Annotated in this window: 19 protein-coding genes; 17 read left to right on the top strand and 2 right to left on the bottom strand. The window is 35.6% G+C overall.

The window, feature by feature from the left end; translation table 11 throughout:
• The first annotated feature begins 6 nt into the window (after window positions 1-6).
• Both AACZ41_RS07450 and upp read left to right on the top strand, forming a co-directional pair.
• Complete coding sequence (locus AACZ41_RS07450; protein ID WP_339627754.1) at window positions 7-768, top strand: SDR family NAD(P)-dependent oxidoreductase; 762 nt, start codon at window positions 7-9, stop codon at window positions 766-768.
• Between the two features lie 113 nt (window positions 769-881).
• Window positions 882-1535 (top strand): uracil phosphoribosyltransferase, encoded by a 654-nt coding sequence (upp, locus tag AACZ41_RS07445; RefSeq protein ID WP_339627753.1) that lies wholly within the window; start codon window positions 882-884, stop codon window positions 1533-1535.
• Between the two features lie 6 nt (window positions 1536-1541).
• Here the strand turns inward: upp and AACZ41_RS07440 are convergent, their stop codons facing one another.
• Window positions 1542-4049 carry a cation-translocating P-type ATPase gene (locus AACZ41_RS07440; protein ID WP_339627752.1) on the bottom strand — a complete coding sequence of 836 codons (2508 nt, stop codon included), beginning with the start codon at window positions 4047-4049 and terminating at the stop codon, window positions 1542-1544.
• Between the two features lie 154 nt (window positions 4050-4203).
• Here AACZ41_RS07440 and AACZ41_RS07435 point away from each other — a divergent pair, with 154 nt between their 5' ends.
• Window positions 4204-4962: a sigma-70 family RNA polymerase sigma factor gene (locus tag AACZ41_RS07435; RefSeq protein WP_339627751.1), complete on the top strand. Its 759-nt coding sequence runs from the start codon at window positions 4204-4206 to the stop codon at window positions 4960-4962.
• A gap of 76 nt (window positions 4963-5038) precedes the next feature.
• On the opposite strand, the gene AACZ41_RS07430 is transcribed toward AACZ41_RS07435, so the two are convergent.
• Window positions 5039-5500, bottom strand: a complete 462-nt coding sequence (locus AACZ41_RS07430) for a pyridoxamine 5'-phosphate oxidase family protein (protein ID WP_339627750.1) — start codon at window positions 5498-5500, stop codon at window positions 5039-5041.
• A 195-nt stretch (window positions 5501-5695) separates the two neighbouring features.
• Here AACZ41_RS07430 and AACZ41_RS07425 point away from each other — a divergent pair, with 195 nt between their 5' ends.
• From AACZ41_RS07425 to AACZ41_RS07360, 14 genes are all read left to right on the top strand, one after another.
• Window positions 5696-7843, top strand: a complete 2148-nt coding sequence (locus AACZ41_RS07425; RefSeq protein WP_339627749.1) for a VIT domain-containing protein — start codon at window positions 5696-5698, stop codon at window positions 7841-7843.
• Window positions 7844-8080: 237 nt separating this feature from the next.
• Window positions 8081-8644 carry a hypothetical protein gene (locus AACZ41_RS07420; protein WP_339627748.1) on the top strand — a complete coding sequence of 188 codons (564 nt, stop codon included), beginning with the start codon at window positions 8081-8083 and terminating at the stop codon, window positions 8642-8644.
• 21 nt (window positions 8645-8665) lie between these two features.
• Window positions 8666-9556, top strand: coding sequence for an SH3 domain-containing protein (locus AACZ41_RS07415; protein WP_339627746.1), 891 nt, complete (start codon window positions 8666-8668; stop codon window positions 9554-9556).
• A gap of 9 nt (window positions 9557-9565) precedes the next feature.
• On the top strand, window positions 9566-10597 hold the full coding sequence (locus AACZ41_RS07410; RefSeq protein WP_339627745.1) for a hypothetical protein: 1032 nt from the start codon (window positions 9566-9568) through the stop codon (window positions 10595-10597).
• Between the two features lie 92 nt (window positions 10598-10689).
• Window positions 10690-13671 (top strand): two-component regulator propeller domain-containing protein, encoded by a 2982-nt coding sequence (locus tag AACZ41_RS07405; protein ID WP_339627743.1) that lies wholly within the window; start codon window positions 10690-10692, stop codon window positions 13669-13671.
• 6 nt (window positions 13672-13677) lie between these two features.
• Window positions 13678-14427 carry a LytTR family DNA-binding domain-containing protein gene (locus tag AACZ41_RS07400; protein ID WP_339627742.1) on the top strand — a complete coding sequence of 250 codons (750 nt, stop codon included), beginning with the start codon at window positions 13678-13680 and terminating at the stop codon, window positions 14425-14427.
• A gap of 370 nt (window positions 14428-14797) precedes the next feature.
• Window positions 14798-16438, top strand: a complete 1641-nt coding sequence (locus AACZ41_RS07395) for a TldD/PmbA family protein (protein WP_339627741.1) — start codon at window positions 14798-14800, stop codon at window positions 16436-16438.
• Window positions 16439-16465: 27 nt separating this feature from the next.
• Complete coding sequence (locus AACZ41_RS07390) at window positions 16466-17782, top strand: TldD/PmbA family protein (RefSeq protein WP_339627740.1); 1317 nt, start codon at window positions 16466-16468, stop codon at window positions 17780-17782.
• Between the two features lie 91 nt (window positions 17783-17873).
• Window positions 17874-18494 carry a DUF4159 domain-containing protein gene (locus tag AACZ41_RS07385; protein ID WP_339627739.1) on the top strand — a complete coding sequence of 207 codons (621 nt, stop codon included), beginning with the start codon at window positions 17874-17876 and terminating at the stop codon, window positions 18492-18494.
• Window positions 18495-18504: 10 nt separating this feature from the next.
• The gene (locus tag AACZ41_RS07380; protein ID WP_339627738.1) at window positions 18505-19509 is read left to right on the top strand and encodes a MoxR family ATPase; all 1005 of its coding nucleotides are present in this window, start codon (window positions 18505-18507) and stop codon (window positions 19507-19509) included.
• A complete protein-coding gene (locus AACZ41_RS07375; protein WP_339627737.1) occupies window positions 19510-20409 on the top strand; it encodes a DUF58 domain-containing protein in 900 nt (299 codons plus the stop codon).
• 1 nt (window position 20410) lies between these two features.
• The gene (locus AACZ41_RS07370; RefSeq protein WP_339627736.1) at window positions 20411-21706 is read left to right on the top strand and encodes a BatA domain-containing protein; all 1296 of its coding nucleotides are present in this window, start codon (window positions 20411-20413) and stop codon (window positions 21704-21706) included.
• Window positions 21706-23925 carry a tryptophan-rich sensory protein gene (locus AACZ41_RS07365; RefSeq protein WP_339627735.1) on the top strand — a complete coding sequence of 740 codons (2220 nt, stop codon included), beginning with the start codon at window positions 21706-21708 and terminating at the stop codon, window positions 23923-23925. The genes AACZ41_RS07370 and AACZ41_RS07365 overlap by 1 nt, the downstream gene beginning before the upstream one ends.
• A complete protein-coding gene (locus AACZ41_RS07360) occupies window positions 23918-25672 on the top strand; it encodes a hypothetical protein (RefSeq protein ID WP_339627734.1) in 1755 nt (584 codons plus the stop codon). Before AACZ41_RS07365 ends, AACZ41_RS07360 begins: the two co-directional genes overlap by 8 nt.
• Window position 25673 lies beyond the last annotated feature (1 nt).

Here is a 25673-nt window from a genome sequence, read left to right as displayed (position 1 = left end):
ATACACATGGAAAGATTAAAAGGTAAGGTTGCTATTATCACCGGAGGTACTGGAGGCATTGGTTTAGCAACGGCAAACCTATTTCTAGAGCATGGCGCCAAGGTAGTTTTAGTTGATACAAATTCTGAAGCAATTGAAAAATCACGTGCTAAGTTAAATAATAAGAACATTTCTTATTTTAAGGCAGATGTTTCTAAAAAGGAGGATACAATTAAGTTTTTGAACCATTCATTAAAAACCTTTGGTAAAATTGATATATTCTTTGCCAATGCAGGTATTGAAGGTACTTCAAGTCCTATTTCAGAATACCCAGAAGATGTATTCGATAAAGTAATTGCTGTAAACTTAAAAGGAGTATGGTTGGGTTGTCAATATATTATTCCAAAGATGGAAGAAGGGGGTAGTGTCATTATTACATCTTCAGTAGCAGGCTTAAAAGGATTTGCAGGTTTAGGTGCATATGTTGCTACTAAACATGCAGTTGTGGGTATAATGAGAGTTGCTGCGGCCGAAAATGCAACAAAAAAAATACGGGTAAATACGATACACCCGGGTCCGGTAGATAATGATATGATGCGCAGAATAGAAAGTGATATGTCTCCCGAAAGTCCAGATGCTGTTAAGGATAGTTTTACGGCAGCCGTGCCTTTTGGGCGTTATGCTACTTCAAAAGAGATTGGTGAATATGCATTGTTTTTGGCATCTGATGAAAGTAAGTTCATTACGGGCTGTACACACCCGATTGATGGTGGAATGTTGAATGCCTAAACGGTAATTCTACAAAAGCGTAAATAATTTAAGACTTGAATATATAGATGGTAACATTGATATATTCAAGTTTTGTATTTTAAAATAGTACTTTAGAAATAAAATCAGCATTCATGATAGTTCATAATTTAGGAAAGGAAAATTCAATTCTTAATCAGTTCGTTTCAGAAATACGTGATTCGAAAGTTCAAAAAGATGCAATGCGTTTTCGGCGAAATATTGAACGGATAGGGGAGGTTCTAGGGTATGAATTCAGTAAAGAATTAGGCTATAGTCCGGCAATGGTAAAAACACCCTTAGGTAGAAAGAAAATGAACCTGAATCAAGATCAATTGGTTATATGTTCTATTCTAAGGGCTGGTTTACCGCTGCATCAAGGACTTCTTAATTATTTTGATACCGCCGAGAATGGTTTTATTTCTGCTTTTCGAAAGCATGAAGGCAATAGCGATAATTTTGAGGTAATCGTAAAATATTTTGCCGCTCCATCTTTAGAAGGTAAAATATTAGTACTCACAGATCCTATGTTAGCTACCGGTAGAACTTTGGAAAACGTACTATTGGCATTGAAAGAACATGGTACTCCTTCAGCTATTCATATCATCTCAGTGATAGGGTCTCAGCAGGGTATTGCGTATATAGACAAAATCTTTCCGGAGCATACCCATTTATGGATTGCCGCCATTGATCCAGAATTAAATTCACGGGGTTATATTTTACCAGGTATTGGCGATGCCGGTGATTTGGCTTTTGGTGAAAAATTATAATTAACCTTAATTCTTACTTTTTGAACGTTTCACCCATTTTACCAATTCATACCAAAGTACTGAGACGCCACCTGCTAATAAGGATATTCCCAATTGATTAATGGATAGACTTTCAAATTCAAGAAAGTGTGTAATGGGTGGGGTGTAAAGTAATAATAATGAAAGTGTTAGTGTAATTCCAATGATTAATGAAACCAAGGGGTTTTTGTAATTTAAGGTGGTGAAAATGGAATAGTAAAAAGAACGATTTACTAAGGTTAAAAAGATATTTGCAAATATCAAAACCATAAATACCATTGTTCTAGTGATACTTTCTGATAAACCCGATGCAACCGAATATTGATATACTAAAAGTGCCCCTAATGTTATAATGAGACCTTGTATAATACTAGTAGCTAATTCTTTGTAATTAAAAAATGTGGTGGAAAATGGTCTGGGTTTTTTGAACATTAAATTCTTTTCCAAAGGTTCATTTTCAAATATGATAGAACATGTTGGTCCCATAATCAATTCGAGTATGATGACATGAGAGGGCGAGAATATATTCGGATAGATCCATTGTAAGGCTAACGGTATAAATACGGTAAGAATTATTGGAATGTGAATAGAAATAATATACTGAATAGCCTTTTTCAAATTGGTGTAAATTTTTCTACCCATAGCAATGGCATCCACCATTTTAGAGAGGTCATCATCTACTAAAATTAGAGATGCTGCCTGTTTTGCTATCTCAGTACCTTTTTTTCCCATGGCAATGCCAATATGAGAAGCTTTTAATGCGGGACCGTCATTGACACCATCGCCAGTCATGGCAACTACCTCGTTATTTTTCTTAAACGCATTTACAATTCGCAATTTTGCATCGGGGAACATCCTGGAGAAAACATTAATATCCTTGACTTTCTCTTGTAATTCTACATCTGTTAGTCGCATTAATTCATCACCCGATATACATTTTTCATAACCTTTGAAATTGATTTGTTTAGCAATGGCAATAGCTGTATTGGCATTGTCTCCTGTAACCAGTTTTACCTGAATACCTGCACTTTCAAATTCTTTAAGTACTTGAGAAATATTTTCTTTTGGCGGGTCGTAAAAGGCAACGATACCTTTAAAATCAAATTTAAGATCTTGTTGTTGTTTGGGGTATTCTTTTCCGGTAAAATTGCCTTTGCCTACCGCTAATAACCTATAACCATCTTTTCCTAAATTTAAAATAGTTTCTTGCAGTATTTCTATTTCTGAACATGTTAGGTCAGATACCGCAATTATTGCTTCGGGAGCTCCCTTGGTGGCTACGATTAGGTTGCCCTTTGAGTTTTCAAATATATGGGTCATCATGGGCGGTTTACCACTTAATGGATATTCATGAACCATCTTATAGTTTGGACGTTCATCTATAGTGGATAATTTTCCATAGGCATTATGGAGGGCAATTTCCATTGGGTCAAATGGTATAGGTTCGCTGGCCCACATTGCCATAGTAATTAAATCCTTCTCTTTGGTTTCTAAATTTTCATCGGCATTTATTACTTGCCCCGTTTCTAAGGTGAAAAGTTTGGCCAAGGCCATTTTATTTTGGGTAATGGTACCGGTTTTATCAACGCAAATAACAGTTGCGCTACCTAGTGTTTCTACGGTTTTCATTTGCTTTACAACAATGCCCATTTTCATAAGTCGCCAGGCACCTAAAGCCATAAAAGTGGTAAATGCAACAGGAATTTCTTCAGGTAGAATACTCATGGCCAAGGTAAGGGCCTGTAATAGACTGTTGAGTATTACTCCTGAACGCAGATAGTTGATTATCCAAACCAATAGAAATACAGCTCCTCCCCAAATAGACATCAATTTTACGAAGTTGTAAATTTTTAGTTCTAAGGGAGTTTTTCCCTCGGTTATTCCCTCAAGGCTTTTTCCTATTTTTCCAAGTTTCGTTAAATTTCCAATAGCGGTGATTTTGGCGATGGCTAATCCGCTGGCGACCGTACTTCCTGTAAAGATTGAATTATCCGAACTAGAAAAGTCTTTATAAATGGAAAGCGATTCTCCTGTTAAAACAGATTCATTGACCGAGAAATCATTTGAATGTACAATGGTTCCATCGGCAGAGATGGTGGTACCTTCCTCTACCATCAGATAATCACCAACAACTATGTCTTGACTATTAATTTCAACAATCGCTCCATTACGTATCACCTTACTTTTGGGATATGTTAGATTTTTAAGATTTTCTAAGGCTTTTCTACTTCTAGAATCTTGATAAAGTGATATAGATCCAACAAGAATAATGGCAGAAGCTAAAAAAATACCATCTCCCCAGTTACCAGTTATGAAATATACAGAGGAAGCAACCAGTAATAACAGTACCATGGGTTCTTTAGCGATGCTTTTAAGGGCGTCTAAAAAGCTATTTTCTTTTTTGAAGTTGAAGGTATTTGAGCCACATTTTTCTCGTGAAGTGCTAACTTCTTTATCGGTAAGACCAGATATTCCGAAATCTGTGGGGCTATTCATAAACAGTTATTAATGCATATATCTAGGGCTGATATTACCGATAGTTAAGACTAAATTAGATTAAAGCCTACTTGAATATACTGATATTAATCATATTAATTGCACGAATAAGGTTGCACTTTTATATTGGTATTAATCCTTTAAGTTTAGAATTATGAAAATAGAAATAAATGATATGCGAGTTATAATGAAAGAAACGTATTCTAGATTAGTCTCATATAAAAGTGAGAATAATCAAGAGTCGTTTAATAAAGAGCTTTTAAAAATTCTGCCAAAAATATATAGTTATGTAGCTAAACGATTGAATAGCGCAGTAACCAAGGGAAAATTGAATAAAGGCATGTTTAAGCCGAATGATTTTACGGATCAATTATTTATTGAGGTCTATGACAATTTAGGGGAAATAAAAAATGGAAACGAACTACATACTTTTCTCTTTAAAAAAGTAGATCAGTTATTGGAAGACAGTTTGGTAGAAGAAGAATTTGATCATGTATTCTTTGATAATATAGACACCTATTCAAAACCAGAGTGGGAAGCTATGGAAGAAAAATATAGCAGAGACGGTGATGGTGATTTTGTGATGTTAGAAGAAATGGATGACAGATCCTTACATAAGGATGATTATACCCTTGACCATGTTTTTATTACGGATGAGGAAAAAGAACTTGCAGAAAAATTAGATGCTTCTTTGAATAAAGATCGCATTGCACGCCATGTGCAATTAGTGCTTGATAAGATGGATTCACGCATGAGAACAATTTTTCAGCTTTTTGCAAATGAGGGCTTTACTGTAAATGAGATTGCAAATATTAGAGATGCCAAGCTTAGTGAAGTGGAGAAAGATTTGAAGGAGGCACGTAAAATACTTAGAAACAGTATTGAAAAGCGATTCTTAATTGATAGTTACTAGATTATAAAAAAATGCTCTCATTAAACAATGAGAGCATTTTTTTAGTTTAAGTTGCTTTTATTTTTCGGACTAAATTCTAAAAATTATTTTTTCGAAGCTTTCCAGTTAATTCCGTAATTTTTATTCGAAATACAATGGGAGTATCTTCAGCATCTATTTTTGCTGAAAACTCGCTTATGTATTTTGGATGCTCACCGTAATTGTTTTTAATAACTTTTTTTACTCCCTCAGAAAACTCGTGAAGCATATGTTTCGCATCAATACGAGAGAGTTCTTCAAAAGTACCTTGTAAAAGTACTGACTTCCAATTAGAGATAGAAGCTATTTCATCTACAGCTAAACAAACGGCTGTATTTTTTCTCATCTCCTGAATTTTATGGCCTTCAGATGAATAACTGGTTATTGAATGGGTTTCAGGGTCATAAAAATAGGTTATGGGTACTATGTGTGGGCATCCACCAGAAATATAAGCTAGTCTACCAATGTAGTTTTGTTCAAGCAGTGTTACACATTCTTTTTTGTCCAAATTTCTTCTCATGACCAACAGTTTTCTAATGATTCCATAAATATATTGATCATTGGTATGGCCATCTATGATATTGGTCAGTAGCAAGAAAAATTTAGCGATCAACGAATTCTAGTTCATTCTCAACGAATACTAAAAGCTTCCATTATTTCCGATTGTTCCTAGATAGATTTGACTTTAAATAATATGAATCTAAAAATAGCGATCATGAAATTACTCTACACCATTTTACTATGCTTTACCTTTTTTATAGGTTTCTCCCAAGATGATAACAGTCCGTATTTATTGGTAGCTAACGAGAATGCGGTCATTCCTTTAAAATCTTCAAAAACAGTGGTTGAGATATCGGGAACCATTGCCCTTGTTCGCGTTTCTCAAGTATATCAAAATAAAGGAGCAGAGCCAATAGAAGCTAAATATGTATTTCCACTTTCTACTCAAGCGGCGGTTCATAAAATGCAAATGGCCATCGGCAATAGAATTGTTAATGCTAAAATATTTGAACGACAAGAAGCACAAAAAGTGTATGAAACTGCCCTGAACGAAGGCAAACGTGCTGCAAAATTAGACCAAGATAGGCCCAATGTTTTTCAAATGAACGTAGGTAATATTATGGCTGGGGATAAGATTGCAATTGATATATATTACACAGAAATATTGGTTCCTGTAAATGGCGAATATCAATTTGTGGCACCGGCAGTGGTGGGTCCAAGATTTACAGGTGAAAGTTCTAAAAATGAGGACAGTTTCAATATGCCATACACCGCTAAGGGAATTTCGGACAGTTTTGATTTTGATATAACGGTTAATCTAAATGCAGGTATGATTATTCAGAATATTTATAGTTCTAGTCATGATGTAACCGTTAATCATCCTAATGCAAAAATCGCTGAGGTATTTTTATCCGAGGAAAATGAAAATCCGTCGAATAGAGATTTTATTTTGAATTATAATCTTCGTGGAAATCAAATACGGACAGGATTATTACTGTATGAAGCCGAGGATGAAAATTTCTTCACCTATCAAATGGAACCCAATAAAGATGTGGATTTAGATGATATCCCTGTACGTGAGTATTTGTTTATTGTAGATGTATCGGGCTCTATGAACGGGTATCCATTAGAAGTTTCCAGAGAGTTGATGCGAAATCTGTTGTGCGGATTACGAATGACGGATACCTTCAACGTACAACTATTTGCGTCTAGCTCTACAGTATTTAGTCCGGTATCAGTAGAGATCAATGAACAGAATATTGAAGCAGCCATACGCTTCCTGTCCGATGGTCAAGGAGGTGGAGGTACCCAATTATTAAGCGCATTGAATTTTGCTTACAAACTACCAAGGAAAGATATGGGTGTTGCGCGTTCTATGGTCATCATTACCGATGGATATGTGAGCGTTGAAAAGGAAGCTTTTAAGCTTATTGGTAATAACCTTGACCAAGCCAATGTCTTCACTTTTGGAATAGGTTCTAGTGTAAACAGATATTTAATAGAAGGTATGGCTAAGGTATCTAATAGCGATTCTTTTATTGCCACTACTTCTGAGGAAGCCCAAGAAGTAGCCAAGTATTTTGCAAAATATATTGCCACACCATTATTAACGCGAGTAAAGATTGAATCCAAAGGATTTGATATGTATGACCTTGCCCAGAAAAGTATACCAGATGTATTTGCGGCAAGACCGGTAATAATTTACGGTAAATATCGTGGAAAAGCCGAGGGTAAAATTATAGTAACCGGCTATCAGGGTAAAAAACGGTTTAGAGATGTGTATAATGTATCCGACGGGTATTTAAGCAAAGCGAATAAAGCATTGGGCTATTTGTGGGCAAGAAAAAAAATAGGCGAGTTAGATGATTATTTCAACTTATTTAATGAAGATGTAAAAGCAGATGTAATAGGGTTGGGGCTTAAGTACAATTTGCTTACCAATTACACTTCTTTCGTAGCTGTAGATGAGGAAATAGCGAATAAAGATGGCATATTGACCCAAGTGAAGCAACCATTGCCAATGCCTAATAAAGTAAATAATTCGGCCGTAGGAGCAGAAGCTGAGGTAAAAGAAAGTAGCAAATTCAAACACACTTTCATTATGAATTTTGAAACCAATATAGAGAAAAATATAAAAAGAAGATTGACAATGGAATTCAAGGTGATGTATATCAAATTAGTAACCGATTACTTGAAAAAGTATGATAGCCTACGCATAAAATTCAATTCGAAAGGCAAAGTAATTAGCGTTGAAAAATTAGAAAATACAATCTGGACAGTAGATAAGAAAATGCAATGGGAATTTGAGAAAATCGAATTGAAATCCGTCAAAAAAGAAATGACCTTGACCTTAAAAAAATAGTTTGTTAGTTTTTAATTAGTTGGTTCTCCTGAGAGAGAAGAAGACCTGTAAGAAATATAAAATCTTGCAGGTTTTTCTTTTGCAATAATATCTAGAGAGAATATGTGAAAGGTGAATAAATTCGAGTATTTCAACGAATTCTAGATAAGATGCTACGAATACTAGAACACCCCCTTAAAAGCGCTGTCTCTGCTATAATTTAGAGGTGTAGAAACAAAACAACTAAAAATAAACAGTATGAAAAATTTAACTCTTTTAGCCATCTTATTTAGCATTTATATCACTAATGCACAGGAGTTTCAATTAACGGATACCTATGATATTTTAAACCAAAGAAGCAGTGGTCAAGAAGAGGAAGATATTTGGCTTGTTGATGTCATAGTAAAAGATAATCCGGAAAATCCTATTGCGTCACTGGCTATTTCCAATTTCGGCTTGTTAGACGAAATACGAATTTCAGTTTTAGAGAATCCAGGTCTAGAAAATGTAACCGAAATATTAAAGATTACCATTGAATACAATGTTTGCTGTGCAAGCACAGAGGAGTTCTATTATTTGGTGAGAAATGATAATGATTTTATCGCCTTGCCAAGTATCAAAAATGAGTATGCATATGAACCTATATCAGACATACATTACATTTTTCCTATTCAGTCCTATGGCAAGGAAGAAACAATTCTAAAAGCTGCATTACAATACACAGAAACATATACCATTAAAGACATTAATGTACTTAGAAGCATTGCTTGGAACGATAATGACTTTAATACTGAAGACGCTTTTACAGCAATTAATTATTAATAATCCTTAAAATTTAGAATCATGAAAAATTTAAAGAAAAGTGCCTTATTCCTATGCTTATTTGCATTTGTAAATGTATTCGCACAAACAGACCAAGTTGAATTTGAAATTATGGACAAAGAAATACCGGTTGAAGAGCTTACCTATGAGTATCTACTTGCCCATAAAGTTTTTCTAAGGGAAAAGCCATCTGTCAAAAGTAAAAAGATAACTCTTCTTGATATTGGTACTAAAATGGTGCTTTGGGAAAAGAGCATGTATGCCAAGGAAATAGATGGTATCAAAAGCCACTGGTATCGTGTAACAACAGGAAATGAAACCGGTTGGGTTTGGGGAGGAATGATCGCCCAAAAGTCCTTCGGTAGTATTGCAGACAACCAGGTGAAGTTTGTTTATGGCTATGAGAGTAGTGCGAAAAACGCATCGGGAGTAACAGAAGTAAAGTACCAGTTACGAGCTTTCAAAAACGGACAACAATTAGACAAAATGGTATTGGATAGTCTTTCTGCGATTCCGGTACATGTTGAAAACCATGGTAGTTTAGGTATGTTCAATGTAGAAGATGTAATCACGGTAGATTTAACCGATGCTGATTCTGGTTATCAAGTCGGTAAGAGCTATATATTCTGGAATAATGGACGGTTTAAAAAAGTTGCTAATTTAATAGACTCTGCAGATACCAATTATTTAAAGACCGAGACTTTTGTTTTTCCATCGGATATGCAAGGTGTTAAGAGTACCATTTTATTGAAAACAACCATTACCAAGAATATCAAAACACTTGATGATGCTTTGGCCCAGAACAACGTAGAATTCATTACTACGCCATATGTATGGAACGGATCTAAGTTGACTAAAAAAGATGAAGTTCCTGAAATCAAAGATGATGCTGTGGTTACTATTGACTTTTAAAATATATACATGAATAAGAGTTTAATTATAGTATTGGTTTATATGCTGATGCTTGGTAGTAAGAAGCCGTTTTCGCAACAGTCGGAAACGGCACTTGCTTCGCCTTCGAAAATAGAATTGATTCAAAAATCTATTGTTTTTATTGCTGGTTTTGACGATAGTGATAATACCTATTATACCAATGCGAAACGCTATTTTGACAAGAAAGAAATACAAATTGTAGAGGGTTTGTATTCCATTGATGAGATTGTAAAGTACTTGAATAGGGCTGGAGAGCAACAAATTCATTTTAAGGAAATACACATTGTAAGCCATAGTAATGCCTGGTTAGGTATGTCTTTAAAAACTACAGAAACCGGTGAGCGTATCACCTTAAAGACTTTACAAAATGCTATTCAGGAAAATAGTATTCGGACAATTGCGAATAGCGCGACTTCAGTTTCTAAAATCATTTTTCATTCTTGTGGGTTAGGGGAAAATCAAGAACTTTTACAAGAACTTAAAAACACCTTTGGAGCAAAACAAGTATATGCATCAACCTATTTTAATGTTTTCGGTGGTAAATATGCAGACCATTATTTAGCAAAACCATATTACGGCTATTACCCTACGGCAGAATCTCAGGGACCTGCACATATTGCCAAAGAATTCAAACAAGACTATCCACATTTAAATATAGATTGGTTTACCGCTTTAAAAACAAGACAAGAGTCCGCCTTTGGTAAAGCATACAGCTTCAAGTTTAATATTCCCGTAGATTGGGAGTTTACTTTTGATTCCGTTGATGATATTCCTACTTTAGAAGACAAAGATGCTATTATGGATTGGATATCGGAATCTCCAGAAATGGCTGAGGTACTGTATAAGTTAAACATCCCTATAGAGAAATTCCGATGGAGAAGTACTATACAAGGAAATAGATTGATGATCAAAGGAAAAACGACCGTGCTCTGTGTATTGGCACCTATTTTGCAGTCTAATGATGAAAATGAATACCAAAATGTAACGGTAGAAGACCGTTCACTTTATCAAATATTATAGCTATAACAGCGTTAATTAATTACTTAAAATAATAACCATATTTGAATCTGCTTTTTAAATCCTTTTTATGCTTTTTTTGTTTCTTCGGGACAATGCAGCTGATTGCGCAAAACAGTCAGTTAAGAGCGTATACCATTTCAGATGGTTTGCCACAGTCACAAGTATATGATATTGTACAAGATGAAATGGGCTACTTGTGGTTGGGAACCCAAGGTGGCGGATTGGCAAATTTCGACGGAGAAATATTTGAGGTATGGAATGAAAGTGATGGTTTGCTTTCTAATTATATCGATGCCTTATATACATCTAACGATTCTCTTTTTGTTGGGAGTAGAAAAGGACTTTCAATAAAAGTAAAGAATAACTTTATAAATTTTGAATCTCCACAAATTCTTAAGTTCTATCCGTCCGAAAACCGATTATTTATTGGTACTAAAAGGGGAGTTTATAATTATTCTAAAAACAAGGAATTAATTAAGATTACTATTAATTCTGAAATAGATTCCAGCGAAATCAACTCCATACTTTTTGATGGAAATTACTATTGGTTAGCTACGGATAATGGCTTATGGAAGCTTAATAAATTGAGTGATTCAGCAACAGAAAAAACAAAATTAGAAGTCAATAATTTCAAGTCCGTTATTGCTCATCAAAATAAAATACTTGCGGCAACTTTTGATGATGGTGTTTTTATAATTGATCAAGAAAATAACGATATTCAATTTCTAATGCCAGAACCATCTCGTATAAATTCCATGTCAATTCAGAATAAAGATGAATTATGGATAGCTACTGACAATGAAGGGATCGCAATTGTAGAAACGAACAAATTTGCTGAGGTAAAGCAGTTGAATACTTCTAGTGGTTTTGCAACTCCGCATATTAGAAAAGTGGTTAACGATGATAACGGAAATTTATGGATCGCAACATCTGGTGGAGGTTTTTACAAGTACTTTCAGAATAACTTTAAGCACTATAATCAAAGATCAGGTCTTAAGGGAAATCGAGTATATGCTGTACATAACGCAGCAGACGGATTATGGTTTTCCACTTCAGAAGCTGGCTTGTCAAAAATAGATTCCTCGGGAATTCATCCCTTACAAAATGAAGGTTCGTTTTTCGATGTAAAGATCAAGACGATTACAAGTGATACAAAAGGCAATATTTGGGCAGGTTCAGACAATAGAGGTTTGTTGTTCAGGGAAACTGAAATGGTCGATAGCTTGGTATTCTCTTCTAGCGAAACCTATTTAATACAAATTGATACCGTTTCAGTAGAGAAAACAACCAATCATATTATAGATGAGAGCAAAGGCTTTCCGTCAGATTGGGTTCGTGTGATAATTGCAGAAGACGATGATATCTGGGCAGCTACCTATGCCAATGGTATTGTGAAATTCAATTATTATTCTGATAACGATAGTCTCGTCGTTCGAAAAACGTTTACAAAGGGAGATGGTATTTCAGATATGCCGATAAAAGATTTTGTAAAAGGTCCAAATGGTAGCTTTTGGTACGCAACACAAAACGGATATCTAGGTTATATTGAGAATAATAAAGTTACAGCTGTTGAAACAGGTCTGGAACAGCAAACTTCTATTGGAACTATTCTTTTTGACAAAGAGAACATCTATCTAGGTACTTCAGGTAAAGGTATTTGGTTTGCAAATAGTAGTAATCCGACAAATTTCCAACAACTTAAGGGAGCTAAAAAATTATCATCAAATAACATTTATCAACTCATTTTTGATGATCAAGGATATTTGTGGGCAGGTTCTGAGCGAGGAGTCGATAAAATAGAATTGAATCCTACTAACGAGATCGAAGACGTTTATCACTTTGGCAGAAATGACGGTTTTTTAGGAATAGAAACGTGCTTAAATGCCGTAGATAAGGATGACCAAGGTAACCTTTGGTTCGGGGCTATTTATGGTTTGACCAAGCATATACCAAGTGAAAGCAAGAAGGCATCATTACCTCCAACAGTATATCTGACAGGAGTAGAGGAGCGCTATAAAAAAATTGATTCCTTAATTTTAAAAGATTGGACCAACAGTAATAAGGTGCTACAATTAAATCCAGATCAAACGCAATTAGGATTTTCATTTAGAACGGTCGATGTACACCACCCTAATGAAATAGAATACAGAACAAGATTGGATGATACCGATTGGAGCCCATGGGTAAAAGAGACCAAGCAAAATTTTGCAGGTCTGGCATACGGTTCACATAATTTTTCGGTACAATCTAGAAACTATAGGTGGCAAGAAAGTGCGCCCATTAAATTCAGCTTTTTCATTGATAGTCCGCTGTATAAAAAAGATTGGTTTCAATGGTCGGTTTTAGCATTGGCAATTTTGATATTGTTAGGTTTTGGTCTGGTGTATATCAGAAAAATTAAAGCAAAAAATAAAGCCGAACAAGAACGATTAAAAACACAGAATTACCTACTTACCTTAGAGCAGAAAGCACTTCAGTTGCAAATGAATCCGCATTTTATATTCAACGTCTTGAATGGCGTAAAAGCTATGGCAGTTAATAAGCCGGAAAAGATGGATGCTACCATAAATAGTTTTGCAATTTTACTAAGGGAAACGCTTCAGAATTCACGAAAGGAACATATCAGTTTAGATCAAGAAATTAAAGCATTACGGCATTATGTAGAAGTAGAGCAATTAATGGCACAGAAACCTTTTGAATTCGCTTTTGATGTTCAAACCAATCCCGATGCAGAAGAAATTTTGATTCCGCCAATGTTAATTCAGCCATTTGTAGAAAATGCCATTAGACATGGAATTTTAAAAGGCGATAAACCGGGCAAACTTGAAATAGGTTTCAGCACTGACGAAACGCATTTGCATTGTAATATAATTGATAACGGATTAGGTATTTTTAAATCTCAAGATGAAAAGCCAAAAACAGACCATCAATCTATGGCATTGACAGTGACCAAAGAACGCTTAGAATCGATTGCAGGTAAAAATACCTTGTATATCGGTGAAATAAAAAATGAAAACGGTAGTATTGCGGGTACCAAGATTACTTTTAAAATACCTTTATTAACAGATTATTAAAGACCTATGCCCACAGCGATAATAGTAGAAGATATGATCGATGCCTTAACCCTTTTAAAAAAGGATATAGAGGCAAGGCATCCAGATATTGAAATTACCGCAACTGCACAGAGTGTAGTGGAAGCTGCAAAAGTGCTTCGTCATAACCAACCAGATATCCTGTTTTTGGATATCATACTTGGTGATGGTACAGGGTTCGATATTTTAGAGATTTTCCCAGATTTAAAATCGAAAATTATATTTGTAACCGCAAGTGATGAGTTTGCCATACGGGCTTTTAAGTTTGCCGCAATCGATTATGTATTAAAACCCTATTCGAACGAAGATTTAAGCTTAGCCATTTCACGCGCAAAAGAACAACTACAGCCTAATAAAGAACGACTTCAGATTTTAAAGGAAACCATTTCTGCACCGGAGAAAAAACCTAATAAAATATCCTTACATACGTTAGACCAAATTATGATCGTCAGTTTGGATGATATTATACGATGTGAATCTGATAGTAATAACACTATATTCCATCTTCAAGATAAACGCAAGATATTCGTTACCAAAACATTAAAGTATTTTTCAGAGCTTTTAAGTAGTCATGATTTTATACGGGTGCATCAAAGTCATTTAGTCAATCTTCAATGCATAAGTGCATACATAAAAACAGATGGCGGTTATTTAATGCTCAAGAACGGCGAGAATGTACCCGTTTCGGTTCGAAAGAAAACCGAGATTATTGAGATTCTGGATAAAATGCATCGGTAGCTAAAAATTGAGTAATACATTTTCATATACTCAATTCTAGTAATTCTATCCTAAGTTATTGAATAAACAGAAAATACTGGTGGCATTTTTAGGTTATTCTTAAAAAGAGCATAATAAGTTATATTTTATGTTAAGGTTAACATAATTGTTAAGAAACCCTTTCTATTTTTAGAGGGCTGTAATTAATATCACAAATTTTATGCTTTTAAGATTATTAAAATAATCTGATTAATTATAGTAGTTTTTCTTAGAAGCTTGAATAGTGACAAACCAAGTTTTTACGAACCGAATATTCTTAGAATACTTATATGTTATGGTTAGATGTGCCAAAGGTAGATGTAACCTTAAAAAACCAATTTAAAACTAACAGATGAAAAGAAGAGATTTTGTACAGTACGCCGGGTTGGGTGCCGGAGCACTAATGATGCCGTCATTATTGCTAGGAAATGACATCCCGACGGAAGCTTTACTAGAACCGGGTATGGATGCCCTGGTGAAAAAGAGAATGGCAGATGTAGCCTTAAATACGGCGAAATCTTTAGGGGCAACCTATGCAGATGCTAGAATAGGTCGGTATTTAAATCAATATGTTTTTACTAGGGAAGATAAAGTACAAAATGTAGTCAATACAGAATCTTTCGGTGTAGGTATCCGTGTCATCGCAAATGGTACTTGGGGTTTTGCCTCAACCAATAGTGTTACAGAAGACGGAATTAAAAAAGCGACGGAACAAGCGGTGGCAATTGCAAAGGCAAATTCAAAAATTCAAACAGACCCAGTTCAGCTTGCCCCGGTAAACGCTTATGGTGAAGTTTCTTGGAAAACGCCAATAACTAAAGACTTTAAAGAAGTTCCTGTTTCAGAAAAGGTAGATTTATTATTAACTGCCAATGCAGCAGCTTTGGATAATGGTGCCGATTATGTAAACTCAGCCTTATTTATGGTAAACGAGCAAAAATATTTTGCTTCTACCGACGGTTCTTACATAGATCAAGATATACATAGGTTATGGCCAACATTTAGGGTAACTGCAATAGATAAGGCTAAAGGTAACTTTAAGACCAGAGAAAATATGAGTGCCCCTGTAGGTATGGGTTATGAGTATATGGATGGATTAGAATCTGAAAAATTAGAAGGTCCTGCTGGCTTACGTTTGTATAGAAACAGCTATGATATGGTAGAAGATGCTACCATTGCAGCAAAGCAGGCTAAAGAAAAATTAACAGCCAAATCGGTTGATGCTGGTAAATATGATCTAGTATTAGAGCCTAATCATTTAGGATTAACAATTCATGAATCTGTTGGTCATCCATTAGAATTGGACCGTGTATTGGGTTACGAAGCCAATTACGCGGGTACAAGTTTCGCCTCTTTGGATAAACTGAAATCTGGTAATTTTAAATATGGTAGTGATATCGTAAACCTTGTTGCCGATAAAACTCAAGTAGGTTCATTAGGTGCTGTTGGGTTTGACGATGAAGGTGTTAAGACCAAGAAGTGGGATTTGGTACGAAATGGTATACTTACCAATTTCCAAGCCATACGTGACCAGGTTCATATGATCGACCAAAACGAATCTCATGGATGTTGTTATGCACAAAGTTGGGATGATGTTCAGTTTCAGCGTATGCCAAATGTATCTTTAGAACCAGGTAAGGAAAAGTATTCCATTTCTGAGATGATCAAAGATGTAGAGAAAGGAATTTATATTGCCGGTCGTGGTTCTTATTCAATTGACCAGCAACGTTATAATTTCCAATTCGGTGGTACTGTGTTCTATGAAATTAAAGATGGTGAAATTGTAGGTATGTTAGAAGATGTGGCTTACCAATCGAATACCCAAGAATTTTGGAATTCATGTGTTAAGATTTGCGATGAAAGTGATTACCGATTATTTGGTACTTTCTTTGACGGTAAAGGACAGCCTTCTCAGGCGAGTGCCGTATCTCACGGTAGTTCTACCGCTAGGTTCAATGATGTAAATGTAATTAACACAGGTAGAACTATTTAATTAGGTTTACCCAAAAACAGAACAACAATGGCAATTTATACAAAAGAAGAAGCAAGAAAAATTTTGGAGAAGGCATTGAGCTTTTCCAAAGCCGATACCTGTGAAATAAATTTAAACGGCTACAATAGCGGTAATATCAGGTATGCGCGTAATACAGTATCTACATCTGGGTACAGTTCTAATCAAAGCTTGGCGGTACAATCAAGTTTTGGTAAAAAATCAGGTACTGCAACTATAGATGAATTCGATGATGCATCATTGGAAAAGGTGGTAAGAAGAGCTGAGGAATTAGCAAATCTGTCACCTGAGAATTCTGAATTTATGGAACCTTTAGGCCCACAGATGTATGATGAATCAATAAGTTTTAGTGAATCAACGGCGAACATATCTCCAGAATACAGAGCTGAAGTAGCAAGCAGTAGTATTGTGCCAGCAGCAGCTAAAGATGTTACCGCTGCAGGATTTTTAAATGATTCTGCCGGCTTTAGTGCCATGATCAATTCTAAAGGACTTTTTGCTTATAACAAATCGACCAACGTAGATTTTACTGTGACTATGCGTACCAATGATGGTACAGGTTCAGGATGGGTATCAAGGGATTTTAATGATGTTGCTAAGTTTGATGCCGATGAGGCTGCGAAAACTGCAATCGATAAAGCTGTGATGTCAAGAGAGGCAAAAGCAATTGAGCCGGGTAAATACACTGTTATTTTAGAACCTGCTGCTTCATCTGATCTATTACGAAATATGTTCAGGTCTTTAGACGCACGTTCGGCCGATGAGGGTAGAAGCTTTATGTCCGCCGCAGATGGTGCAAATAAATTAGGAGAGAAGATTGTAGATGAACGTGTAAGTATTTGGTCAGATCCATTGAATCCTGAAGTACCGACAGCTACTTGGAATGGAGAAGGGCAACCCTTAAAGAAAACAACTTGGTTAGAAAACGGAGTGGTTAAAAATTTGGCATATGATAGGTTTTGGGCAAAAGAAAAAGGAGTTGATCCTGTTCCTTTTCCATCGAACGTAGTAATGGCAGGTGGTGATGCTAGCTTAGAGGAGTTGATTAAGAGTACCAAAAAAGGTATTTTGGTTACACGCTTATGGTACATACGTAGTGTAGATCCACAAACCCTATTATATACAGGATTAACAAGAGACGGAACATTCTATATTGAAAACGGAGAAATTAAATACCCTGTTAAGAATTTCAGGTTTAATGAAAGTCCGATAATCATGTTGAATAATCTAGAAACCCTTGGTAAGCAAGTTCGTATTGATGGTAATTTAATACCATATATGAAGGTTCGTGACTTTACGTTCACCAGTCTTTCCGATGCGGTATAAATGATATTTTGAATATTTAAACTGGTTGTTTGTGAACTTTCACGACAACCAGTTTTCTTTTTGCAGCTGAATTTTAAATAAGTTTTCACTATTGAGCAATGAATTTTTCTTTACAAGATTACAGTATGAATCCGGAGATTGGGATGTAGATCAGCGCATGCCTTCTAATTTGTTGAATTCGTTAGTGGAATACACCACATTGAAAGTAGATACCCAAGAAAAGATAATCACCCTAGCTAGCGATGATATTTTTAAAAGTCCGTTTTGTTATATATCCGGACACAAACTGGTGGAGTTTACCAAAAAGGAAAAAGAGAATTTCGAGAAGTATGTTCGAAATGGAGGCTTCGTTTTTGCCGATGATTGCAACCATGATATTGACGGATTGTTTGCAAAATCTTTCGAACGACAAATGGAGGAAATATTTGGTTCTTCCGAATTAAAAAAAATACCTAACGACCACGAAATGTATTCTATTTTCTTTGATTTCGAAGATGGCCCGCCAACAACCTCCCAGGAATTAAATGGTTGGGGAGACGACTTGGTACACGATTATTTGAAAGCAATAGAAATCAATGGCAGAATAGGCGTACTCTACAGTAATAAGGATTACGGTTGCGAATGGGATTACGATTTTAGAAACAAACGTTGGTACAAAATAGACAATACACGGTTTGGGGTCAACATAGTATTATATGCCCTTACTTCATAAAAATATTTGAATGGATACAGAATTACAACGAATTGCAGATGAAGTAGAAATGCTTTCTGGAAAATTAAAGGCCTTAAAACAAGAAATAGGAAAGGTGATAATTGGGCAAGAAGAGACAGTCTCTCAATTACTGATTACATTTTTAGCTGGTGGTCATGCATTGTTAGAAGGAGTGCCAGGTTTGGCAAAAACATTAATGATCAGAACATTGGCGAATGCCATCGATTTAAAATTTAAGCGTATTCAGTTTACACCAGATTTAATGCCATCGGATATTATTGGGACTGAGATTTTAGAGGAAGACCATACTACAGGTAAGAAGTTTTTCAAGTTCAACAAGGGCCCTATTTTTTCGAATATTATTCTGGCAGATGAAATAAACCGTACTCCACCAAAAACACAAGCTGCATTGTTAGAAGCTATGCAGGAGTTTGAGGTTACTTATGGGGATAAAACCTATCCATTAGATAAACCGTTCTTTATTTTGGCTACCCAAAATCCCATAGAACAATCTGGAACCTTTGTTTTGCCGGAAGCTCAGCAAGACCGTTTCTTACTGTACATCAAAATAGGATACCCAACAAAACAAGATGAAGAAGCAATTTTAAAAGCGACTACAGGCGCCGTAAAAAGGAATTTAAACAAAGTCATATCTGGTGACGATATCGTTAGATTACAGCAATTGGTTCGTGAAGTTTCCATTAGTGATGCACTTATTACTTTTGTTAGTGATATCATTCGTGCTACACGACCAGAAACAACAACGGATTCTTATGTAAAAGAATGGGTAGATTGGGGTGCAGGTCCGCGTGCAGGTCAAGCAATGATCTTAACGGCAAAGGCTAATGCCTTGTTAGAAGGTAGATTGGCCGTTACTCTAAATGATATTGAAAGTGTGGCATTACCAGTGCTTCGTCATAGGGTTTTGGTCAATTTCAGGGCAGAGTCAGAAGGTATTACTTCAGATAAAGTTGCTGCACATTTATTGAACGCCATTGAACTAAAAGGCAAGTAAATGGCACAACAGGACTATCACGATTTATTAAAACCAGAAGTCATCAATACCGTTTCGGGGCTATCATTGATATCTCGAATAGTGGTTGAAGGATTTACCTCAGGTTTGAATAGAAGTGTCAGTGTAGGTCCTGGAATGGAGTTCAGCCAATATCGGGGCTATGAACCGGGTGATGATTTACGCCTGTTAGATTGGAAAATGCTCGCACGATCTGGCAGGTATTATATCAAGCAATCTGAAATTGAAAGTCAAGTAACTATTAAGTTTATAATTGATTCAAGTGCTTCAATGTTACATAAAGAAGCAGATTTGTCCAAAATGGACTTTGTTCGTGTTCTCGTGGCAACATTGGGGTACATGGCTCATAAACAGGGAGACGCTGTTGGATTATTTGCTTTAAATGAGACCGATGTCCTTAGTGTTTATCCAAAGGCGGACAAAAAGCATTACAATCGGTTATTGTTAGAACTGATTAATCTTTCAAACACCGGAAAATGGCCTGAAACCCATATATCCAATAAGCGAATACCCAATAGAGGCGGAAAAGAATTGATTTTTTTCCTGACGGATATGTATGAATCTAGCAGGGAAATTTCAAGCTTTATCAAAGGGCTGAAATCAGCAAGAAACGAAGTTGTTGTACTACAGATTATGGGTGCTGCAGAAATGGATTTTAATTACGGGCCAAATATCACTTTTGAAGATTGGGAAACGGGAGCACGTGTAAAGGTAGATACGGTTAAAGCTAAGACCGAGTATTTGACTTCCCTTGAAAATCGATTGAAAAAAATTAAAGAAGAATTACTTTCGAACGGAATTGATCATTATGTCTTTCGTATGGATGCCCATTTGGGCGAAGCACTTCAATTATTTTTAAAACAACGTAAAAGACTCAACTAATATGTCATTCACATATCCAACGTACTTATGGGCTTTATTGGGGTTATTGGTTCCAATAGCAGTCCATTTATGGAGTAAGAAAGAGGCGAAGACTATTAAAATTGGAAGTATTCAGCTGTTATCAGAATCAAAATCAAAACAATCTAGTAGTATTCAATTGAATGAGCTTTGGCTATTGCTTTTAAGAATGCTCATCATAAGTGTATTGACATTAGTTTTAGCAAAACCTATCTGGAATTCTAGAATAGATAATGCTTCATTGACCTATTTAGTGGAACCGGACCTTAGTCAAAACAAGAATTTCATGACTCGGTTAGATAGTCTTGCCGACGAACAAGAAATTCGTCTTTTCAAAAAAGGATTTCCTCTTTGGGAGTATGATTCATACTATTCAAGGGTAGTAGCGATACCAGATTATTGGTCGTTAGCATCGGAAACGGATTTGCTAAATACGGACAGTATAGTTGTTTTTACAAAAGGATATGCGAGAGGTATAAAAGGGTCAAGACCACAAACCGATCATCAAATTAAATGGGTGGTGATTGATTCCGCGCAAACGGTAGAAAAGCCATTGATAGCGTATCAAAATGAAAAGGACTTACAATTATATTCAGCACTTGGTAACTCTAATAAAGTTGAAGTTTCTAGCGGTCAAATTACCCTTGGTTCTGAGTACGCAGTGAATTCTAGCGGGGACAGCCTTAGAATAACTAACAAGGGAAATGCAATTAAGGTGCCACTTGTTATTCAAAAACCTTTAGATATAGCCATTTTTTATAAAGACAGTTTAGCGAATGATAAAAGATTTTTTGAGGCTGCATTTGCGACACTTGAAGAATATCTTGATCGAGAAATAAAAGTAGAAAGCAATATGGATACTGTCGTACCAAAAAAGAAAAAGTATGACATTACGGTTTGGCTAAGTGAGAAGCCTGTACCAAATTCTTATCAGAAGCTTTTGTTTTATAAAAAGGATTCCGTGGCAAATTCCCTAATTGAAGAAGGTTCAGAAGCGAATACCTTTGTTTTGACTAAAAGAATCAGTGCCGAAAATGCCATTGAACAAAGGTTGGTAGAAAATATATTAGACATTTTATATGTGAATAAAGAATTGGATGAATTAGTTTCTGAAGCAGACATTCGCCAAGTAACAGAAACCGAATTGCAAACGAATTTTAAGCCAAGTACGACAAAGAGACCTAAGTTGGGTAGGTTTAATTTACTACCCTATTTATGGGTGTTGTTATTTACATTGTTACTAGTTGAACGCCTAGTGGCTTATCTAAAAAAGCAGTAATGGAATCGGGCAAACAACATTTGATAAAATTCAACCAACGGTGGCAACTGTTAGGGTATCTAGAAGTGTTTTTATACGCTTTAGGTATTGGTTTGTTCGCTTATTTCTTAGCCAGTAATATTTTGATTGGATTGACGGTTTTTACACTTGTTTTAATATTACTACTCTTAATAAAACACCCTTGGTCTCACAATTTAAATACTACCAGTTCATATATCGACGCACATGTAGCCGAAGCATCCTTTAGCACCGGACTTTTATTACAGCCAGAAGAATCATTGTCCAACCTTGCCAGGTTACAACGATATAAAGTATCTCACGAACTTAAGACAAGATTAGGAGCCATTACTCCACCTAATAAAGTGAAGCAAGCCAGTATGGTTTTAGTTACGCTTTTAGCCGTCGGTTTTTTCTTAAACAAGCTAGGCCTGTTCAGTGGTGTAGATGATGTTTTCAACTCTAATGTAAATCCAGAGCATATTCATTTTATAGCTAAAGATACACTTTCAAAAGAATCGGTACTACCGAAAATAACGAATCAGGTAATTTCGGTTTCCTATCCAGCATATACGCGTCTAGGTCATAAAACCATGGCTGAGCCTAATGTAAAAGCTGTAGTAAATTCAAAAATTGATTGGAGGTTAAAATTCGATAATCCGATTTCTGGTGTTTTTATGGAGCGCATGGGCAAATCATTCCCGTTACAAAAAGTAGATGATGGTTATACCATTCGTCAATCGCTTAAAGAATCTGGGTTTTACAGTTTTAAATTTAAGAATGAAGAAGGGGTAGAGTTTACTTCCGATCTATTTTCGATTGAAGCCCTGCCTGACAATCCACCCGAAATCGAAATTATCGGTTTGGAGCAATACACATATTTTGATTTTTCAGATACTAAGAAAATTCAGTTACAAAGTACGATAACCGATGATTACGGCATAGATGAAGCATACATCATTGCTACGGTCAGTAAAGGGTCGGGAGAATCCGTAAAGTTTAGGGAGGAAAAACTAAATTTTAATCAAACGATTCAAAGAGGGCAAACCAGTTTAAGTCTAGGTAAAAATATAGATTTAGATGCCTTAAAAATGGATGTAGGGGACGAGCTGTATTTCTATATTGAAGCTTACGATGAAAAAGAGCCCAAACGGAGTGTAGCACGTAGCGAAACCTATTTCGCCGTCATAAAGGATACGATTACGGACCAATTCGCAGTTCAAGGAACTTTAGGAGTAGACCAAATGCCCGATTATTTTAGAAGTCAGCGTCAATTGATTATCGATACTGAAAAACTAATAAAGGATAAACCAACGATATCAACCCAAGAATTTAAATTTAGAAGTAACGAATTAGGATTTGACCAAAAAGCCTTGCGTTTAAAATACGGTCAATTTATGGGTGATGAATCTGAAATGACAGAAGCACCAAGTGAGATCGAAACTGCTGAAGCAGGTGAAGACCATGATCATGCTGAAGATCAAGAAAATATATTGAAAGAATACTCGCATGACCATGATGGTGATAACGAACATAACCTGGTTCCTTCACAAGAATCAGTAGAAGCGGAAGACCCTTTGCACGATTACCTTCATAATCATGATGACCCAGAAGAGTCTACATTATTTGAGGAATCCCTTAAAACGAAATTAAGAAAGGCGTTAAGCATTATGTGGGATGCCGAATTGTATTTGCGATTGTATGAGCCTGAAAAATCTTTGCCATTTCAATACGATGCCTTAAAATTGATTCAAGAAATAAAAAACAGTGCTCGAATTTATGTTCATAGAATTGGTTTTGATCCACCGCCTATTAAGGAAGAAAGCAGATTAACTGGTTCTATAAAGGATATCGATAATTTTAGAAAGACTGAAAACCTAGAATTGGATCAACCTTTCGCAGCAATGACCAAAGCTATATCACGGTTAGAAGAATTAATTCAGAAGCAGGTTATTTTCAATGAACTTGATAAGGAAATTTTTGCAGAAGCAGGTAACGAGTTGGCGCTCTTGGCAATAGAGAATCCAGGTAAGTATTTAGGTGTTCTTCAAGGATTAAAACAAATAGAAAATAATACGGGGAGAACAATCAGTAATTATAAAACTGTCCAGAAAGGTTTGTTGTCAGCTCTACCAAAAACAAAACAAATACCAGGTGCTCGCAATACGTATACCGATGAAATCAATTCATTATTCCTAAAACAACTAGAAACCTATGATTGACGGATTTTCATTTGTACATAATGTTGTTTTGATACCGGTTTTTATAGGAGCGTTGGTTTTATTTGCTATTTATCTTTATAAGGAATGGGTGAATAAAAGTAGAGGGAGCTTTGCTTTAAATGCAATTGTAGCATTTGTAACGATTGCCGCAGTGGTACTATTAGTGTTAGAACCAACAAAGGAAGTGGAGGTAGATGACCAAAAAGGACTTTTACTAACCGACGGATATAGTGAACAACAGAAAGATAGTCTAGTGTCATTGAACAAAGGCATAAAAGTGTTGAATTATGATTCTGGAATAGCTATCAGAAACGAACTAGATTCCTTAACCAGTATTTACGTAATAGGGCAGGGCGTACCATCATATGATTTTTCGCTATTCAATGATTTGGCGGTTGAATATATTCCAATCGAAAACCCATTAGGAATCAACCGTTTATCATATGCAAATCAAATTACGTTAGGTGAAAAGGTTCAAGTAAATGGTAGTTATAATCATCCGATAAAAGGGGCATTTTTAGTTTTTGAGGATTCAAGGGGAAATGGGTTGGACTCCCTTCAATTTGTTGAGAATGGTAATACTGATTTTTCACTATCAGGAACTCCTAAAACTAGTGGTACTTATGTGTATCAACTAATTATAAAGGACAGTGTGGGGGTTTTGTTAGATACAAATCCATTACCCATAGAAATTAAAGAAAAGAAACCTTTGCGCGTTTTGATTTTGAATAACTTCCCCACGTTCGAAACAAAATATTTAAAGAACTTTTTGGCTGAAGAGGGGCACGAAGTAATTGTTAGAAGTCAATTTACAAAAGGTAAATTTAAGTTTGAATATTTCAATACCAGTAGTTTACCCGTAAATCAATTTACCGATGCCGTTTTGAATCAGTTTGATCTGATTATTTCAGATGCAGATACCTATTTTAGTTTTGGCGTTTCCATAAAAAATCGTTTTGAAAAGAATATTCAGGAAAGCGGATTAGGAGTGTTCATTCAACCAAGTGAATTCCTTTTTGATCTTCATGAAAGTTCATCTTATTTTAAATTTAAACGAGATGCTAAAGATGAGATACAACTACCCAATAGTGCAATTACTTTAGAAAAATACCCATATGATTTTGATGAACAATTTTTGGTGCAGCCCATATTAAAATGGGATGGTCCTTGCATAGCTGCCTATAAACAAATGGGTTTGGGAAGAGTGGCAACTACCACAATTTTAAATAGTTACCAGTTATTGTTAAATGGTTCAGATGAAACTTATGAAAATTATTGGACCCAAATTTTAGATGCCATTATAAAAAAGAATAATGTGGCATTAGAATGGAAGGCAGTCACTCACATACCTTTAGTAGACGAACCCTTTGATATTGATCTTTACACAAATTTAAAAGAGTTCTCTATCGTCAATGAAGATGGAGGGCTTGTACCTACAGTTCAAAAACCAATGATATCCAATAAGTATTCTGGTACAGTTTATCCAAAGAAAAAGGGCTGGAATACGTTAAAAATTAATACAGATAGTGCTTCCCGGTTTTCATACTATGTTTACGATGATATGGATTGGAAATCGCTAAGAACTACTGAAACAATAGCCGTAAATCAAAAGCGATTCAAAAATACCGTAAACAAAAACAGAACAGTTATGATTGACCGTCCAATTTCTCCTATACTATGTTACATCCTATTTTTAGTTGGAATAGGGTGGTTGTGGTTGTCGCCTAAGTTGATAACGGACAAGTAAA

This window comes from uncultured Maribacter sp. (assembly GCF_963974015.1).
In the GTDB taxonomy this organism is placed as follows: domain Bacteria; phylum Bacteroidota; class Bacteroidia; order Flavobacteriales; family Flavobacteriaceae; genus Maribacter.
The sequence above is the reverse complement of the archived record's forward strand: the minus strand, read 5'-3'. Positions and strand labels throughout refer to the sequence as shown.

What these genes read in the sequence shown, in the direction of transcription:
- AACZ41_RS07375 (WP_339627737.1), top strand. Translation starts at nt 19,510, where the DNA reads ATGGCACAACAGGACTATCACGATTTATTAAAACCAGAAGTCATCAAT.
- AACZ41_RS07420 (WP_339627748.1), top strand. Translation starts at nt 8,081, where the DNA reads ATGAAAAATTTAACTCTTTTAGCCATCTTATTTAGCATTTATATCACT.
- AACZ41_RS07435 (WP_339627751.1), top strand. Translation starts at nt 4,204, where the DNA reads ATGAAAATAGAAATAAATGATATGCGAGTTATAATGAAAGAAACGTAT.
- AACZ41_RS07370 (WP_339627736.1), top strand. Translation starts at nt 20,411, where the DNA reads ATGTCATTCACATATCCAACGTACTTATGGGCTTTATTGGGGTTATTG.
- AACZ41_RS07440 (WP_339627752.1), bottom strand. Translation starts at nt 4,049, where the DNA reads ATGAATAGCCCCACAGATTTCGGAATATCTGGTCTTACCGATAAAGAA.
- upp (WP_339627753.1), top strand. Translation starts at nt 882, where the DNA reads ATGATAGTTCATAATTTAGGAAAGGAAAATTCAATTCTTAATCAGTTC.
- AACZ41_RS07390 (WP_339627740.1), top strand. Translation starts at nt 16,466, where the DNA reads ATGGCAATTTATACAAAAGAAGAAGCAAGAAAAATTTTGGAGAAGGCA.
- AACZ41_RS07360 (WP_339627734.1), top strand. Translation starts at nt 23,918, where the DNA reads ATGATTGACGGATTTTCATTTGTACATAATGTTGTTTTGATACCGGTT.
- AACZ41_RS07395 (WP_339627741.1), top strand. Translation starts at nt 14,798, where the DNA reads ATGAAAAGAAGAGATTTTGTACAGTACGCCGGGTTGGGTGCCGGAGCA.
- AACZ41_RS07365 (WP_339627735.1), top strand. Translation starts at nt 21,706, where the DNA reads ATGGAATCGGGCAAACAACATTTGATAAAATTCAACCAACGGTGGCAA.
- AACZ41_RS07380 (WP_339627738.1), top strand. Translation starts at nt 18,505, where the DNA reads ATGGATACAGAATTACAACGAATTGCAGATGAAGTAGAAATGCTTTCT.
- AACZ41_RS07405 (WP_339627743.1), top strand. Translation starts at nt 10,690, where the DNA reads ATGCAGCTGATTGCGCAAAACAGTCAGTTAAGAGCGTATACCATTTCA.
- AACZ41_RS07425 (WP_339627749.1), top strand. Translation starts at nt 5,696, where the DNA reads ATGAAATTACTCTACACCATTTTACTATGCTTTACCTTTTTTATAGGT.
- AACZ41_RS07410 (WP_339627745.1), top strand. Translation starts at nt 9,566, where the DNA reads ATGAATAAGAGTTTAATTATAGTATTGGTTTATATGCTGATGCTTGGT.
- AACZ41_RS07415 (WP_339627746.1), top strand. Translation starts at nt 8,666, where the DNA reads ATGAAAAATTTAAAGAAAAGTGCCTTATTCCTATGCTTATTTGCATTT.
- AACZ41_RS07430 (WP_339627750.1), bottom strand. Translation starts at nt 5,500, where the DNA reads ATGAGAAGAAATTTGGACAAAAAAGAATGTGTAACACTGCTTGAACAA.
- AACZ41_RS07450 (WP_339627754.1), top strand. Translation starts at nt 7, where the DNA reads ATGGAAAGATTAAAAGGTAAGGTTGCTATTATCACCGGAGGTACTGGA.
- AACZ41_RS07400 (WP_339627742.1), top strand. Translation starts at nt 13,678, where the DNA reads ATGCCCACAGCGATAATAGTAGAAGATATGATCGATGCCTTAACCCTT.